General features: G+C 43.4%; 16 protein-coding genes. 11 read left to right on the forward strand and 5 right to left on the reverse strand.

From position 1 onward, the window contains the following. Window positions 1–5 precede the first annotated feature (5 nt). Window positions 6–830: an ABC transporter substrate-binding protein gene (locus tag MHI12_RS15240; protein ID WP_405172865.1), complete on the reverse strand. Its 825-nt coding sequence runs from the start codon at window positions 828–830 to the stop codon at window positions 6–8. Between the two features lie 627 nt (window positions 831–1,457). Here MHI12_RS15240 and codB point away from each other — a divergent pair. Both codB and MHI12_RS15250 read left to right on the forward strand, forming a co-directional pair. Beyond that, a complete protein-coding gene (gene codB / locus MHI12_RS15245) occupies window positions 1,458–2,735 on the forward strand; it encodes a cytosine permease (protein WP_405172866.1) in 1,278 nt (425 codons plus the stop codon). Next, window positions 2,704–3,972: a cytosine deaminase gene (locus MHI12_RS15250; RefSeq protein WP_405172867.1), complete on the forward strand. Its 1,269-nt coding sequence runs from the start codon at window positions 2,704–2,706 to the stop codon at window positions 3,970–3,972. Before codB ends, MHI12_RS15250 begins: the two co-directional genes overlap by 32 nt. Window positions 3,973–4,113: 141 nt before the next feature. Here the strand turns inward: MHI12_RS15250 and MHI12_RS15255 are convergent, their stop codons facing one another. Beyond that, the gene (locus MHI12_RS15255; protein ID WP_341007510.1) at window positions 4,114–5,238 is read right to left on the reverse strand and encodes a GerAB/ArcD/ProY family transporter; all 1,125 of its coding nucleotides are present in this window, start codon (window positions 5,236–5,238) and stop codon (window positions 4,114–4,116) included. Between the two features lie 131 nt (window positions 5,239–5,369). On the opposite strand from MHI12_RS15255, the gene MHI12_RS15260 reads away from it, so the two are divergent. Together MHI12_RS15260 and MHI12_RS15265 are read left to right on the forward strand one after the other, a co-directional pair. Further along, complete coding sequence (locus MHI12_RS15260) at window positions 5,370–6,332, forward strand: YafY family protein (protein WP_341007511.1); 963 nt, start codon at window positions 5,370–5,372, stop codon at window positions 6,330–6,332. An 85-nt stretch (window positions 6,333–6,417) separates the two neighbouring features. Then, window positions 6,418–6,939: a VOC family protein gene (locus MHI12_RS15265; protein WP_405172868.1), complete on the forward strand. Its 522-nt coding sequence runs from the start codon at window positions 6,418–6,420 to the stop codon at window positions 6,937–6,939. 28 nt (window positions 6,940–6,967) lie between these two features. Here the strand turns inward: MHI12_RS15265 and MHI12_RS15270 are convergent, their stop codons facing one another. Further along, on the reverse strand, window positions 6,968–7,117 hold the full coding sequence (locus tag MHI12_RS15270) for a hypothetical protein (protein WP_405173002.1): 150 nt from the start codon (window positions 7,115–7,117) through the stop codon (window positions 6,968–6,970). 150 nt (window positions 7,118–7,267) lie between these two features. Between MHI12_RS15270 and MHI12_RS15275 the strand changes: the two genes are divergently transcribed. The 4 genes from MHI12_RS15275 to MHI12_RS15290 all read left to right on the forward strand — a co-directional run bounded on the left by MHI12_RS15275 (window position 7,268) and on the right by MHI12_RS15290 (window position 10,044). Continuing rightward, a complete protein-coding gene (locus tag MHI12_RS15275; RefSeq protein ID WP_405172869.1) occupies window positions 7,268–7,624 on the forward strand; it encodes a DoxX family protein in 357 nt (118 codons plus the stop codon). Between the two features lie 29 nt (window positions 7,625–7,653). Beyond that, window positions 7,654–8,421, forward strand: a complete 768-nt coding sequence (locus MHI12_RS15280; protein ID WP_405172870.1) for a pirin family protein — start codon at window positions 7,654–7,656, stop codon at window positions 8,419–8,421. Between the two features lie 43 nt (window positions 8,422–8,464). After that, on the forward strand, window positions 8,465–8,917 hold the full coding sequence (locus tag MHI12_RS15285; RefSeq protein ID WP_076328947.1) for a MarR family winged helix-turn-helix transcriptional regulator: 453 nt from the start codon (window positions 8,465–8,467) through the stop codon (window positions 8,915–8,917). A 65-nt stretch (window positions 8,918–8,982) separates the two neighbouring features. Continuing rightward, window positions 8,983–10,044, forward strand: a complete 1,062-nt coding sequence (locus MHI12_RS15290) for an LLM class flavin-dependent oxidoreductase (RefSeq protein WP_405172871.1) — start codon at window positions 8,983–8,985, stop codon at window positions 10,042–10,044. A 398-nt stretch (window positions 10,045–10,442) separates the two neighbouring features. Here MHI12_RS15290 and MHI12_RS15295 read toward each other — a convergent pair whose 3' ends face one another. Then, the gene (locus tag MHI12_RS15295; protein WP_405172872.1) at window positions 10,443–11,294 is read right to left on the reverse strand and encodes a helix-turn-helix domain-containing protein; all 852 of its coding nucleotides are present in this window, start codon (window positions 11,292–11,294) and stop codon (window positions 10,443–10,445) included. A gap of 129 nt (window positions 11,295–11,423) precedes the next feature. Between MHI12_RS15295 and MHI12_RS15300 the strand changes: the two genes are divergently transcribed. Then, window positions 11,424–13,364 carry a glycoside hydrolase family 127 protein gene (locus MHI12_RS15300; RefSeq protein ID WP_405172873.1) on the forward strand — a complete coding sequence of 647 codons (1,941 nt, stop codon included), beginning with the start codon at window positions 11,424–11,426 and terminating at the stop codon, window positions 13,362–13,364. 101 nt (window positions 13,365–13,465) lie between these two features. On the opposite strand, the gene MHI12_RS15305 is transcribed toward MHI12_RS15300, so the two are convergent. Then, window positions 13,466–13,816 (reverse strand): winged helix-turn-helix transcriptional regulator, encoded by a 351-nt coding sequence (locus MHI12_RS15305; protein WP_405172874.1) that lies wholly within the window; start codon window positions 13,814–13,816, stop codon window positions 13,466–13,468. Between the two features lie 131 nt (window positions 13,817–13,947). Between MHI12_RS15305 and MHI12_RS15310 the strand changes: the two genes are divergently transcribed. Both MHI12_RS15310 and MHI12_RS15315 read left to right on the forward strand, forming a co-directional pair. Beyond that, complete coding sequence (locus tag MHI12_RS15310) at window positions 13,948–14,604, forward strand: ABC transporter permease (RefSeq protein WP_405172875.1); 657 nt, start codon at window positions 13,948–13,950, stop codon at window positions 14,602–14,604. Window positions 14,605–14,613: 9 nt separating this feature from the next. Continuing rightward, complete coding sequence (locus MHI12_RS15315) at window positions 14,614–15,528, forward strand: glycine betaine ABC transporter substrate-binding protein (RefSeq protein ID WP_405172876.1); 915 nt, start codon at window positions 14,614–14,616, stop codon at window positions 15,526–15,528. Window positions 15,529–15,537 lie beyond the last annotated feature (9 nt).

Consider the following 15,537-nt stretch of genomic DNA (forward strand, 5'->3'; position numbering starts at 1 on the left):
CGCTATTATTGATTCATCCATTTCGGTAATTCATCAAGCAATTGCTCCAGTGCCAGCAGGTTGTCGGTATTCCATTCGGCTGAAGCTGTATAGACGTGTCCTTGCTGAACGGCAGGCAACGTTTTCCACAAGGTGCTCTGTAACAAGCGTTCAGATTCAGCTCGGCTTTCGTCATTATCGAGCGTTAGGACAAAGAGATGATCACCTGCATAGTCCGGCATTAGTTCTTCCGAAAGTTGGATAAATGTTTGGTCCTTGTCGATAATGTTTTGCTGAATTGCTGGTGGAATTGAAAATCCATGCTCTTGATACAAGACTACACCCAAGGAGCGATTACCCATCACATAGAGCTGTTTACCCAACTGCAAGAAGATGGTCGCTGTCTCGCCCTCTGCCACATTCAGCTTGTCCCACATCGCTTCCGCTTTTGTATCAAATCTGCTGATCCATTGCTCTGCCTCATCCTGTTTGCCAAAAATGTTGCCAAGCTCACGTACGCGTTCCGTAAATGGCAACGCCGAGTTGAACGGAATGGTAGGCGCAATCTTCGAAAAAGCAGCGTTCCGGTCAGCATCTTGGTTATAACCATTCAAAATCAAGTCAGGCTGCAAGGCCGTAATTGCCTCCAAATCACCAGGGTTCCCGACATCCTCAATACCTTCCAATCGGTCTACAATATAGCTTTCGGAAGCATGAATCAGATTGGCTCCAACGACGGGAATATCCATGGCCAGGAGATCTCCAAGTGTTGAACCAAGATAGATCACCCGTTGTGGCTGAGTAGGTATTTCAATCACTTCGTCTGTTTGGGTGGTATAGCTTTTTGTCATTTGTTCGTTGGTCTTCACAGGTTCTTGTGAAGGGGCGCTTTCTGAACGGCTGCATGCTGCAAGGACGGATAGAAGAAGGAAGCATGCTCCCCATATGAATAGGTGTTTCCTAATTGTACTGTTCATCATTGTTTCCCCCTGAGTTCTCTTTTTCTCATTGATAACCATTATCAATTACAATGTAATTATAGGTGCCAATTCCGGGGCTTACAATGAAAAAAACGCAGTGAATTTATTTGTACAAATGTCAATGCGTGCATCTATTTGTTCGTTGCGTTGTTTTCGACCCGCAGGTGCGCTGTCATCGGAGTATGCGTGATCAAAAACAACTTGCTATATAAGGAATTAATAACCGTTGGATAATAATGACATTGACAACTTCAGGTTTTTCCAAAATAATAGTATGTAATTGAATACTGGTACCTTTAATTCAGTCCAGAGAGGCTGGCAAGGGCAGCGGATTTCATAATCACGCGAGAATCAGGGCATATTCCGTAATAGGATGCTCTGTGTCTTCGCGCGGATTATGATGCAAAAAGAGGCTACTTGTCAGTGTATAACTTGACGAGTAGCCTCTTTTTTCTGCTTTTTTTGGTATCAGATACACTTTATGTTGGGGGTATTCTGATGAGCAAACAAGATCAAGAGTTTTCATGGCAAGCCGTGCCGAAAACGCAAAGAAACCACTTTTGGAAGACGTTATCCGTCATGCTCGGTTTCACATTTTTCTCAGCAAGTATGCTGGCAGGAGGGACGTTGGGCGTAAGCTTGACGTTCATGGAGTTCATTGGCATCGTACTTGCAGGCAATCTGGTGCTCGGTATCTATACAGGGGCACTGGCACATATCGCCGCCAAAACGGGCCTGTCCACACATTTGCTGGCTAAATATGCGTTCGGTGCAAAAGGATCGTATCTGCCTTCGTTCCTATTAGGCTTCACACAAGTCGGATGGTTCGGAGTCGGGGTAGCCATGTTCGCGATTCCAGTTGCCAAAGCCATGGACTGGAACGTGTACCTGTTAATTATCGTGTTCGGACTTGCCATGACGGCATCAGCCATCTTCGGCATGAAGTCACTCGTCATTCTCGGATATATCGCGGTTCCTGCGATTGCCATTCTCGGTGGTTACTCCATGTTCGAAGGTGCAGGTTCGCTGGGTGGTTTGCAAGGGTTGCTTGATTACACGCCGACTCAGTCGCTTACCGCGGCGGCAGCATTAACGATCTGTATCGGATCATTCATAAGCGGCGGAACGCTGACACCCGATTTTGCCCGATTTTCCCAAACATCGAAACAGGCAGTTACCGCAACAGTGATTGCATTCTTCCTGGGTAACTCACTTATGTTTCTGTTCGGAGCAGTTGGCGCAATGGCCTATAACCTGGCTGATATCTCGGAGGTCATGTTCCTGCAAGGATTGATCATCCCGGCGATCATCGTTTTAGGCTTGAATATCTGGACGACCAACGATAATGCACTGTACGCTTCAGGTCTTGGTTTTGCCAACATCACCAAAATCTCAAAGAAATTCTTCGTCATCGTAAATGGCATCGTTGGTACCGTATTCGCCATGTGGATGTACAACAACTTCGTCAGTTTCCTGAACGTACTGGGCGCGGCGGTACCATCCATCGGGGCTATTATTATCGCAGATTACTTCATTGTGAAACGTAGAAACTATAAGCCATTTGCTGACATGTCATTCAAAAATGTAAACTGGGTAGCGATGGTGGCCTGGGCCATCGGCGTTGCATTCGCTCAACTGGCTCCTGGCGTAACACCATTGAACGCACTGCTTGGTACAGCAGTGGCCTATATCGTCTTGATGCTGATTGTTCCTGCGAAAGAATCCAAAGAAATGGGGAAAATAAATGATTATACAGAACGCAAAATTGCGGGGTAAAGAAGGACTATGGAATATCGTTGTGAAAGACGGGAAGTTCGAACGAATTACACAGTCGCTGGAAACGACTGAAAATGAGGAGATCCTGGATGTCAACGGATCGCTTGTGCTGCCACCGTTCATTGAGCCGCATATTCATCTCGATACAACGCTCACAGCAGGTGAGCCGGAATGGAATCTAAGCGGAACGCTGTTCGAAGGCATCCAACGCTGGTCAGAGCGCAAGGCTTTCTTGACACATGAAGATGTCAAAACACGGTCCAAAACGGCACTGAAATGGCAATTGGCACAAGGTATCCAGCATGTACGGACCCATGTGGACGTTACCGATCCAAGCTTGATCGCCGTTAAAGCAATGCTTGAAGTAAAAGAAGAAATGACTCCATATATGGATATCCAGCTTGTTGCTTTTCCACAGGAAGGCATTCACTCTTATCCAAACGGGGCAGAATTGCTGGAAGAGTCACTGAAAATGGGCGTTGACGTGGTCGGCGGCATTCCACACTTTGAATTCACACGGGAATATGGCGTTGATTCAATGAAAGTTGCGTTTGATCTGGCCGAAAAATACGACCGTCTGATCGACATCCATTGTGATGAGATCGATGACGAGCAATCCCGTTTTGTTGAAGTTGTTGCCAAGGAAGCTTACGAACGTGGACTGGGTTCACGAACAACGGCAAGCCACACGACAGCAATGGGGTCATATAATGACGCTTATACGTACAAATTGTTCCGTTTGCTGAAGATGGCCGATTTGAACTTTGTCTCCAATCCGCTGGTTAACATTCACCTGCAAGGACGCTTCGACACGTATCCAAAAAGAAGAGGGCTGACGCGTGTCAAAGAGTTGCAGGAAGCAGGTCTAAATGTGTGCTTTGGTCACGATGACATCTTCGATCCATGGTATCCGCTCGGTACAGGCAACATGCTGCAAGTACTGCACATGGGGATTCATGCTTCGCAGCTGCTTGGTTACGACCAGATCGTGAATTCGATCGACCTCATTACGAAAAATAGCGCAAGAACGTTACAGATTGAGGATGTATACGGTATTGAAGAAGGTAAACCTGCTAACTTCATCGTACTTGAAGCAGAGAACGAATATGAGGCTGTTCGCAAACAAGCCGGCGTACTTTATTCCTACAGAGGCGGCCGTAAAATTTCGGAATCAAAGCCGCGGGACACATCCATCATTTTTGAAGGCGGTACAGAAAAGGTTACTTTTAATAAATAATGAAGAAAATATACTCACATTAAAGTCGCTATTTTAGCGGCTTTTTTTGCTTTTTTGTACTGTCTACAGAATGCATTATGCTACTGGAGAGCCCGGAGAACGAAAAGGTTCTCCTGAGCACCTATAAGAAAAACTCACTATTTAGCCTACCTTTATGGCTTCACTAGAAGCCTGCTTCCCGCCTTTTTTGCGAATGAAACTAATGATGAGCAGCAGCAGTGGTAACAAGCCAAATAAGAAAATGGACATGTTTCCGAGAAAATCACCCAAAGCTAACGTTTCCTCCAGGTTTTTAGGCAAGTAAGCAATTACATACAAGACTGGCAACATCGCGAATTGTATGCTCGTAATATTTTTGAGACGAAACAAATCTCGGACCCCGATTGCCGCAAAATAGTGTTTAAAAGCATAGGTTGCAAAGATCTGCATCAGCCAAAACACAATGAACAGTGATTCATAACGCTCAAAAAGAAATCCCTCAATTTCAAAACTTCGAACCATGTCGAACGTTGGCCACATTCGTGTTTGAATTCCTGGCAAAGATAAATTTCCTACAACGGTGACAATCGTGACCAAATATATGATCGTACAACTAAGTATGCTGTATATAGCAGCCTTATTGCTCGCTTTCACGTCCACCATGTAGGCTGTGATGATGAGTAAAACTTCATATCCAGAATAGGAGAGACACGAAGGTTTAAGACCCTTCAACACAGGCATGAATCCATCGCCCAGGAGTGGTCTGAGGTTATTAAGTTCAAACATTTTGCTGCTTAAAAGGAAAACCAGCGCTAGTAACGCGAGCGTAACGGGCAACACGATTGAAAAGACCCGGATGATGACCTTAAGACCACCCGTTAACATATAAATACCAATCCACAAACTGACCATAATGGTGACCCAAGTAGGCGTGCGCTCAAGGATGTACATACTTGTAATTTCGGCCATGACTCTAACTTCGAATGAACAAAGAACAACAAAATATACGATAATTAAAAGTCCCAATAGATAAGCAATCCACTGACCTGTGATTTCGGGTATAAATTCGAATACCGTTTTACCGGGGAATCTACGACACAAGGTTACAAGCAGGATGCTGATTGTGGTTACAATTAATCCTGATAAAATGACAGAAATCCATACATCTGGTGTCCCTACTGCTTTACTAATTGTGCGAGGGAGTGTTAGAATTCCAGCTCCGAGTATTGAATTGATAACTACAATAATTACCTCGGAGGTATTAATATTAGATGTGGATTGCTTCATTTGGCCTTCGCTCCAAACCGGAGAATATATTTCTAGGTAGTATCGCCCAACGCAGATGTTTTATGTAAAATAAGCTGTACTGATATAATGTAGAGATATCCAATAATGAATTGAAGATGAGGATGCAGGTTATGCCTAAGAACGATAATATGTTAGCCATTCTATGGATGCTGAATTCAGGCACCAAAGTAACTGCAAAACAGATGTCTGAAAAGTTAGAAATCAATATAAGGACCGTATATCGATATATTGATGCATTATGTGCCAGTGGAGTACCGATCGTTTCCGATACAGGTCACAACGGCGGGTATAGCTTGCTGAATCAGCATATCAAAGCACCTCTGTTATTTGAGATTGATGAAAAAAAGGCACTTCTCCAAGCTGCTGTGTTTGCAAAAGAAGCTGGATACCCTTTGAGTGAGGCATTGGACAATGCAACATCCAAATTGAAAATGTATACAAATCAGGATCAGGAAAACACACTTCGCCGTCATTTAGCCGGGTTTAACGTTATCAATCGCATGGGAGATCCATCCGTTCAGCCGATCTTGGCGGAATTGGAGCAAGCCGTGGCTAATGACTGCTCTGTCGAAATTGATTATCGCAGAAGCCGAGATGAACAACCCAAGAATAGAGTAATAGACCCGTATGGAATGGTTTACTGGAATAATAAATGGTATACCATTGCGTTTTGCCACTTGAGAAAAGAATTCCGCAGCTTTCGGGCAGATCGTATTCTGCGAATCAAGCTTACTCCGCTCCGTTTTAATCGTTCGGAAGCTTTTTCTGCTCGTGAATTTTTTCTGCAAAATTTGTTACCTGATGTAGGGGGGGAAGAGGGGTTAATTTCCTTGGTTATCAAAGGCCGATTCGAGGCATTGGATGACTTGGGGCTGCATTGGTTTATGGGACATTATCTGAAAGAGCGGACTTCTAATCAAGCCATCTTTTTATTTGATGAAAAATCAATTGATACATACGTCCCCTATTTTCTCCTCTCCTATGGGAAATCCATTCAAGTCATCGAACCACAGCGTGTGAAGGACAGACTTGTTGCTGTTGTATCCGAGTTAATGGAATACTATCAACTTTAACAACTTCACTGACAGTAGATGTCAGTGAAGTTGTTTTATAATGATGACAATCTCGGATTACTGAGAAGGAAGGCGGAGTAGACATATGAGTGAACAGACAAAACACAAGGCAGTATCAGGAAAATATACAAAGAAGGGTACACCTAACGGCGTTACATCGATTACCCCATTTATAACAGTGAAGGATCCTTCTGAAGCAATCCATTTCTATAAAGTTGTTTTCAATGCAAGGGTGAAGGATATCACTGAGCATCCAGATGGAAATGGTAATACGATTATTGTTCATGCCGAATTAGATTTTGGAAATGGTTTTTTGCAGCTGGGGGCTGCGAACCCGGCATATCAATTGGCTTTGCCCCCAGATCAAGATCATGCATGTTATTCTTTAGGGGTTTATGTCATTAATGTGGATGAAACCATTGCAACCGCCGTATCCAGAGGGGCGAAAGTAAGAGAAGAGATTATTAACTTTGCGTCTGCTGATCGATTCGGAAGTATACTAGACCCTTTTGGCGTACGGTGGTCTATTCTGACTCGGATTGAAGATCTATCGGAAGAAGAAAGTAGTCGAAGAGTCGCTGATTGGGTCAAAAATGTTAGCGGATGAATAGGCCTGCACCTTCAAGAATATCTCCTTAAGGAACACCGGGAGAGAGTCGAATTGCTGTACGACTTGCTCCAATTTCCTCAGCTACAGCTTTTGCTACCTCAATAGCAAATCTAGCTCGATTTTCAATCGAACCGCCATCAGAGTCGGTACGTACATTCCTACTGATTGAATTAATTTATATTAACAAAAATAAAACCTTCTTTCCTTCGGAGAGAAGGTTTTTAGTTTCGATAGAATTTTGTTGACACACATATAGCCTAATGTTAGGATACATTTATTCTAACATTAGGATTAATAATAATAGGGTAAAGAGGAGATTGAATTTATGAGTGTACTATCCATTGTTTTGCAAGTGATTTTAGGGTTAGGTTTTCTTATGTTTGGGTTTATGAAGTTTGGGTCCAAGCAGATGGTAGAAGGATTTAAGCACTATGGATATCCTGGAGCGTTTCGAGTGTTTACAGGGTTGATCGAAGTCATTGCAGCAGGTTTAGTTATTGCAGGTATTTGGAATGAGGGTTTAGCTGCATGGGGTGGTTTGCTCATCGTGGTAACGATGAGCGGTGCGATCATGACCCACATTAAAATAAAGGATCAATTGAAACAAATGCTTATGCCGATCATTTTATTAATTCTAGGGTTGGTCGTATTTCTAATCAATTACGGATCTTTGTTTGTGTGAATGGTCCGTTAAACTAAGGAGTGAGTATAATGGGAATCCGAATTATTAAACCCAAAGATCAAGCAAGTGGTCAGTTCGATGGTGGTAAAATCAAAGAACAAAAACCAATCGGTTTTCCTGGAGAAGGCTCCATCATTACTCGAGTAGGCCCCCTATTTTACTGGGCTTGGGCTCATTCTCAGGAACCAGCAGAAATCGGATTCCATCCACATCAAGGCTTCGAAATCATCACTTATGTGATCCATGGTAAGGGATATCATCGGGATACACTGGGTACGGAAAGTGTTGTACAAGAAGGAGGAGCTCAGCTCATGCAAACAGGCTCTGGTGTGCAACATGCTGAGGCGTTAAAGGAACCAACTGAAGCCTTTCAAATTTGGTTTGAACCACATCTAAGCCAAGCCGTTAAACGTACACCTATTTATTCGCAATTCGATTCTAATCAGTTTTCGTTAGTGGATATAGATGATGTCAAAATTAAAACACTCTTAGGAAACAATTCTCCTATGCAAACCGTGACTGATGCTAAAATGTGGGATGTACTTATTCCTAAGGGAACAGTATATACTCATAGCCTTTCCTTTGGTCGTACATTGGCTAGTTTAGCCATTAGAGGAGATGGAACTCTTTTGTCAGACACAATTAAAGCAACTCATTTCTCACATAAGGATTTTATTATCGTTCAATCAGAGGAAGAGGAGAAAGTAGCCATACGAGCTAATAATCAAGACCTTAGAATCTTGCTTATTGAAGTTCCGACTGAAGTTGATTATCCTTTATACAGCAAACTAAGATAACCATTACGAATTTTTTGAAGGTATCTAATAGGAGGTCCTGTACATGTTTCAAGGAGATGAACAAAGTCAGATCGATTTACGGCTTTTTCGTGTGTGGGTAAAGGCTAGTAAAACTGTTTTTGATGACGTTGTAAAAGATATAGAACGATACGGCATTAGTAATGAGAACTTTATGGTGCTGGAACTCCTCTACAATAAAGGACCACACACGGTCCAAAGTATAAGTGAGAAATTTTCGATCCCTAGCGGGAGCATCACATATGTAGTTGATAAGCTTGAAAAGAAAGAATTAGTAAAGCGAGAACCAAGTCCAACAGACCGTCGATCTTCAATTGTAGTCATTACGGATCAAGGCCAAAATGTATTTAAAGAGATCTTTCCTCAACACGTTGAGGTGATATCCAAAAATCTATCTTCTATTACCAATGAAGAAAAAATACAGTTAACCGATCTTCTCAAGAAACTTGGACTAGGCGCCAGTAAGATCAACGAATGAATTGAGATGAAACCAACTTTTGGTTTCTAGGCCTCCATGGAACTCATATGGAAGGACAGACTAAGATGGAACAATATCGTATTCAACAAGAAAAAGGTATGGAGATCGGTCTCTATTCCATAGGAGATCATTTAAGCAATCCTCTCACAGGCCATCGCATCTCTGCACAGCAACGGATTAACGAATTAATCGAAACTGCCAAACTGGCTGAAGAAGCAAGACTTGATGTATTCGCAGTAGGGGAGAGTCATCAGCCGTTATTTGCAACCCAGGCACATACCGTGATCCTTGGAGCAATTGCTCAAGCAACCAAAACCATTAAAATCGCGAGCTCCGCAACAGTCCTGAGTACATCTGACCCGGTTCGAGTATATGAAGACTTTGCAACGTTGGATCTGATTTCAAATGGACGTGCGGAGATTGTAGCAGGACGTGGTTCACGTCTAGGTGCTTATGAATTATTAGGTTTTGATGTGAGTAACTATGAAGAATTGTTTGAAGAGAAATTGGCATTACTGCTGAAGATTAACGAAGAAGAGCGTGTTACATGGCAAGGGGAATTCCGGGCACCACTACATCATGCCGAAATTATCCCCCGACCATTACATGGGAAAATGCCGATATGGCGTGCAGTAGGAGGACCACCGGCAAGTGCGATTAAAGCAGGTTTAGCAGGGGTACCCATGATGCTAACGACACTTGGTGGACCGTCAACAGCATTCAAAACTGCTGTAGATCGTTACCGTGAAGCTGCACAAAGTGCAGGCTTTGATCCTGCAGGATTACCCATCTCCACAACGAGTCTCATGTACGTAGCTGAAGATAGCCAAACAGCCTTACGCGAATACTACCCACATATTAATAACGCTACGGTTCAATTAAGAGGTAGTGGTTACCCTGAGCAACAATTCTTGGCTGCTACCGATTATCGAGATGCACTCATGGTGGGCTCTCCTCAGCAAATTATTGAAAAAATGTTGTATCAATACGAGATGTATGGTCAACAACGATTCTTAGCCGAGATCGATGCAGGTGGCATCAGTATGGATCAGATTAAAAAGAACATTGAACTACTAGCAACAATCATTATGCCTGCTGTTAAGAAACATACACAATCTAATAAATAAAGTGATGCTACTAATTTATTGTCTGATATTATGATCCGCTAAACGTTTACATCGATAACGAATTGAATATTAGCAGTGTTTGGCTGTTACTGGTAAAGCAGGCATGACCAAAATGATTTTGCATTTTCCTTATGTGAGTAGGGGAAGGCATACCGTTTTGGTCTTTTTTATATCCAAATTCAGAAATGGGGTAATGGTATGGATTATCGAAAGTTGGGAGAAGAGATTACGGAATTGGTTGGTAAAAAGGAGAATATCGCTCGGCTGTAGGATAAAAGACAGGGAACATGGACTAGACAGTACAAAAAAGAAAAGAAATAAAATTGCGACCATTTCCCGGTGTTCTTCCGGGGTACGGTCGTTTAGTTTTTCAATGTACAACTTCCCTCTGAGTTCAACTAATGCAGATATTTCTTGCGAAACTGGAGGGGAGATATTCCAACACTTCGCTTGAAGCAGGTAGAAAAGTAAGGGGAATATTGAAAACCCACTTCAGCAGCAATACGATCTATCGACCATTCCGTCGAAACCAGAAGCTGCTTGGCCCGTTCAATCCTGAATTGTAATAAGTAATGAACCGGTGTGACACCGTATTTCATTTTCATACAGCGAACGATGTAGCTAGGGTGGAAGTGTAGCGCTGATGAGAGTGTTTCATTGGTGATCTCTTCTTGGTAGTGTTGCTGGATGAAAACAGCTACGTTCTCGGCAAGCCGTGAAGCAGGTGTTTTGGCCATATCTGAGATGCCATTTTCAAGTGTAGCCAGAAAGCGGAATAACAGTTGCTGCTTCTCCCAGAAGGAATCACCTACCGGCAGTTCCAACAGCTTCTGCATTAGATCAAATGCGAGTTGGGGACTTAGCACCGTAGTTTTCTTAGGAATCCGTATTGATTTTGGCTTATCGAATGGCGATAACGGAATTACCGCTTCCGATTCTTCTATTAAGGGACTCTGATGCCAGTTCACATGCTCAAAATGAACCCAGTAAAACGTTGTTTCCTGTTCGCAGGGCCTAAACGAGTAATGCTCACCTTCAGGTAGTAATACCAGTGCATCACCTGTACCAAGTGTCCATTCCGTCCCGTTCTCACCGATATGTAGTTCCCCATCAACCACGAGCAATACATCAAACAGACCGAAATTTCTTCGATTAGGATGACGGTCGCCTACACGGAACGTTGAACGACCAGATTCCCAGTAATATGGAAGAGGTGGGGTTTGTAAGGCAACAATTAATTCTTCATTCAATGAATCAACCTCATTTTTTAGTGTCATTTTGTATAGAAAAAAGCTCATTCCATTCCTATTCTCACACTAAGAAAAAGCATATACTCGACTTTGGAAAGAGTCAAATTTTATACTTTTGAGGTGTGTTTAATGGGACAAAACCAGATCCAAATTCAAGACCAATTTTGGAATGCGTATACCAATCTTGTACGAGAAACGGTTATTCCCTATCAATGGGAAGCTCTGAACGATAGGGTAGAGGACGCTGAGCCTAGTCATGCAATTCGAAATTTCCGTATTGCTGCTGGCTTGGAGCAAGGAGAGTTTGGCGGATGGGTATTTCAGGACAGTGATCTCTACAAGTGGTTGGAGGCCGTTGCTTATTCGCTCCGTCATCATCCAGATCAGAGGTTAGAGAAGATCGCCGATGAATCTATCGAATTGATCGGCCAAGCCCAACAGGACGATGGTTATCTGAATACCTACTTCACGATCCAGGAACCTGGGAAGCAATGGACCAATCTTTACGAAGCTCATGAGCTGTATTGTGCAGGCCATTTAATTGAAGCAGCGGTTGCTTATTATCAGGCGACAGGCAAGCGGAAATTGCTAGACATCTCTTGCCGATTCGCTGATCTGATTGATCGTATGTTCGGAACGAAACCGGGACAGATAAGGGCTTACTGCGGTCATCAGGAGATTGAATTGGCTCTGGTTAAGCTATATGGTGTTACGGGAGAAGAGCGTTATTTAAACCTTAGCCGCTACTTTATAGATGAACGGGGGAAGCAGCCCAATTATTTCATCGAGGAATGGGAACGCGGAAGCCGGACAAACATCTGGTCCCAGGGAGCGCCTAATCTTGAAGTCTATCAATCTCATCTGCCTGTTCGTGAGCAAAAGGTAGCTGTTGGACACTCTGTTCGGGCAGTTTACATGTACACGGCGATGGCTGATCTTGCGAGACTAACAGGTGACGAGGGACTGAAGGCGGCGTGTGAACGACTTTGGTCGAACACAACAGGCAAACAAATGTATATTACCGGGGGCATTGGTTCAACACATCTCGGGGAAGCCTTTACGTTTGACTACGATCTTCCCAATGATTCCGTTTATGCGGAGACCTGTGCTTCAATTGGTTTGATTTTCTGGGCACGTCGCATGCTTCAATTGGAAGTTAAGAGCGAATATGCGGATGTGTTGGAGAGAGCGCTATACAACAATGTGCTGGGCAGCATGTCTATGGATGGGAAACACTTCTTTTATGTCAATCCACTTGAAGTTTGGCCAGAAGCAAGTCTTAAAAATCCAAATAAACATCACGTAAAGCCCATCCGACAAAGATGGTTTGGTTGCTCCTGTTGTCCTCCAAATGTTGCACGGTTGCTAGGTTCGATAGACGATTATATTTACGACGTGTCTGAGGATGGCAGAACGATCTATACCCATTTGTATATTGGAAGCAAAGCCTCGTTCGAGCTTGCCGACACCACAATAACTTTGCATCAACGCTCCGAGTTACCTTGGAACGGTCATGTTGAATTCTCGGTTCATCTTCCCAAAGACAGCGAATGTGCCGAGTTCGAGCTTGCGCTGCGTATACCAGATTGGTTTCAGGACGGAGAACCAACGTTGAAAGTAAATGGTAAACGGCAAGATGTGCATGTTGAGAATGGTTACGCCAAAATAAATCGCAGCTGGTCAGATGGTAATACAGTGGAGTGGCTGCTTCCGATCGAGCCGAAGTTAGTTGCCGCACATCCTTTGATTCGGGCAGATGCAGGCAAGGTGGCTATTCAACGCGGCCCGCTCGTTTATTGCGTCGAAGAAGCAGACAACGAAGCACCGCTCACTTCACTCGCGTTGGCTGCGGAGCCGCAGTTGACAGCGTATGCTGATCCAGATTTGCTAGGTGGTTGTGTCGTGGTAGAAGGGGAAGGTCTCGTGGCTAACGACAGCGATTCATGGTTGGATGGGAAGCCATACCGCTCTTATATTAAGCAGACAAAGGCTGTACGTTTCAAGGCCATTCCCTATTATCTGTGGGGCAATCGCCTGGCTGGTGAGATGAGCGTGTGGCTACGCTATTAAAGAGGAAGTAAGGACACACTTTTACTAATCCACAAAAGTGATCACCAAAAAAACGAGCGCACCGTGAACATGGATGCACTCGTTTTCTACTGTCCGTAATCCTATACGTCTGTATCGGTCGAAGTATCCTCATTGAACTTCTTATAATCCATTCCCCATGTTTCCATCACACTTATGATGGGCCTCAGCGTATTACCTAAATCACTCAAGCTGTATTCGACTCTGGGCGGTACCTCCGCATATACGGTGCGAATGACGATACCGTCTCCTTCCATGGAACGCAAATTTTCGGTTAATACCTTTTGACTGATTTCCGGAATACTTTTGCGAAGCTCACCGAACCGTTGGGTTCCTTTCAGAAGATCTCTCATGATAAGTAATTTCCACTTGTTCCCTATTAAGCCAACAGTTGTTGCTACAGGGCATTCAGGCAACTCTTTTTTGGTAAACATTTAAGCTAATCCTCCAATAGTTACTTTTTGGTTCCTATCTAATAAAAAGGTGCCTACTTTCAAAACGATTATAATGCTTATATTATAAAGCTGTCGAGGGAAAAGCAAATTGAATGAAGGGAGGGAACATATTGCAAGAAAGCTTGTGGATGCAATTGGTAAACTATTTCTCAGATCATGGGCGTGCTTTCTTCGCTCTGGGACGAGAGCATATACAGGTCAGTTTACTGGCATTGCTTTGTTCTGCATGGATCGGAATAACACTGGGATATCTAACCATCACATACAAACGCTCGGAAAAGTGGATTGTATCGCTCATTCAGATTTTGCGGATTGTACCTAGCCTGGCTGTGTTACTTCTATTATTACCGTTAATGGGCACTGGCACGAAGCCAGCGTTGATTGCTTTAATCTTATTGGGGGTACCTCCCATACTGATGAATACCATTTCCGGTTTGAACCATATTCCTCTATCCATTCTTGAATCTGCTCATGGGGCGGGCATGTCAGATCGTCAAATGATGTGGAAGATCAAGTTCCCTCTTGCTGCACCACTCATTCTGACAGGCATCAAAACAGCTGCCATTGAAATTATCGCCAGTGCCACCTTGGCGGCCAAGATCGGAGCTGGGGGATTCGGTGAAATCATTTTTACCGGTCTGGGACTCAATCGAATGGATTTACTTCTAATCGGCGGGGGAGCTGTGGCAATCTTAGCCATCTTCATCGGAGTTTTGCTTGATATATCCGAACGAATTTTATTTCGATATCAATTTTTGCAAAGGTAGGAAAAAGACATGAAAAATAAAAAGAAAAAAATCTATATCACAACTTCACTTATCATCGTATTATCGCTTCTTTTGAGTGCCTGTAGTGAGCAAAAAAATCAGTCTTCGGAAAATAAAGCAACATCAATTCGAATCGGCACCAAAGATTTCACCGAAAATCTGATTGTGGGAGAACTTTACGCTTTGGCCTTGGAGGATGCCGGTTACCAAGTAGAGCGTGTACCTAACATTGCGGGTTCTGTAATCCATTCTTCCATTGTAAATCAAGATATCGATATGTACCCAGAGTATACAGGCACCGGGTTGTTAGCCATCCTGAAGCTGGACTTGTTGACTGATCCGAATGAAGTATATGCCACAGTGAAGGAAGAATATAAAAAACAATTCAACTTAACCTGGCTGGAATATTCCAAAGCCAATGATGGAGCAGGGCTCGTCATTCGTGCAGAAGCCTCGGAAAAATTGGGGATCAAGACGATTACTGATTTGCAAAAGCATGCAACCGAGCTTCGATTTGCCTCCCAAGGAGAAGTGGATCAGCGTGCAGACGGTATTCCGGCATTGGAAAAAATATATGGCAAGCTAAACTGGAAGTCCTCCAAAGTCTACGACAATAGTCTGAAATATGAAATACTTAAAAATAATGAGGCAGATGTTGCACCTGCATATACGACAGAAGGACAACTCGTAAATAAAGATCAGTACATTCTATTGGAAGATGACAAACAAGTATGGCCCCCTTACAACTTGGCTCCTGTCATCCGTGATGAAGTATTGTCTGCGCATCCAGATATTGCTGAAGTCATCAACAAAATCAGTTCGGCACTGGACACAGACACGATCACAGCACTTAACGCCAAAGTGGACGTCGAACAAGAAGAATATGAAGACGTGGCAAAAGCCTTTTATGAATCCATCCAATAAACGTAATGG

The organism is Paenibacillus sp. FSL H8-0280 (assembly GCF_045040665.1).
Classification (GTDB): Bacteria; Bacillota; Bacilli; order Paenibacillales; family Paenibacillaceae; genus Paenibacillus; species Paenibacillus xylanexedens_A.

What these genes read in the sequence shown, in the direction of transcription:
- MHI12_RS15275 (WP_405172869.1), top strand. Translation starts at nt 7,268, where the DNA reads ATGAGTGTACTATCCATTGTTTTGCAAGTGATTTTAGGGTTAGGTTTT.
- MHI12_RS15240 (WP_405172865.1), bottom strand. Translation starts at nt 830, where the DNA reads ATGACAAAAAGCTATACCACCCAAACAGACGAAGTGATTGAAATACCT.
- MHI12_RS15255 (WP_341007510.1), bottom strand. Translation starts at nt 5,238, where the DNA reads ATGAAGCAATCCACATCTAATATTAATACCTCCGAGGTAATTATTGTA.
- MHI12_RS15315 (WP_405172876.1), top strand. Translation starts at nt 14,614, where the DNA reads ATGAAAAATAAAAAGAAAAAAATCTATATCACAACTTCACTTATCATC.
- MHI12_RS15300 (WP_405172873.1), top strand. Translation starts at nt 11,424, where the DNA reads ATGGGACAAAACCAGATCCAAATTCAAGACCAATTTTGGAATGCGTAT.
- MHI12_RS15265 (WP_405172868.1), top strand. Translation starts at nt 6,418, where the DNA reads ATGAGTGAACAGACAAAACACAAGGCAGTATCAGGAAAATATACAAAG.
- MHI12_RS15305 (WP_405172874.1), bottom strand. Translation starts at nt 13,816, where the DNA reads ATGTTTACCAAAAAAGAGTTGCCTGAATGCCCTGTAGCAACAACTGTT.
- MHI12_RS15285 (WP_076328947.1), top strand. Translation starts at nt 8,465, where the DNA reads ATGTTTCAAGGAGATGAACAAAGTCAGATCGATTTACGGCTTTTTCGT.
- MHI12_RS15250 (WP_405172867.1), top strand. Translation starts at nt 2,704, where the DNA reads ATGATTATACAGAACGCAAAATTGCGGGGTAAAGAAGGACTATGGAAT.
- MHI12_RS15280 (WP_405172870.1), top strand. Translation starts at nt 7,654, where the DNA reads ATGGGAATCCGAATTATTAAACCCAAAGATCAAGCAAGTGGTCAGTTC.
- codB (WP_405172866.1), top strand. Translation starts at nt 1,458, where the DNA reads ATGAGCAAACAAGATCAAGAGTTTTCATGGCAAGCCGTGCCGAAAACG.
- MHI12_RS15260 (WP_341007511.1), top strand. Translation starts at nt 5,370, where the DNA reads ATGCCTAAGAACGATAATATGTTAGCCATTCTATGGATGCTGAATTCA.
- MHI12_RS15290 (WP_405172871.1), top strand. Translation starts at nt 8,983, where the DNA reads ATGGAACAATATCGTATTCAACAAGAAAAAGGTATGGAGATCGGTCTC.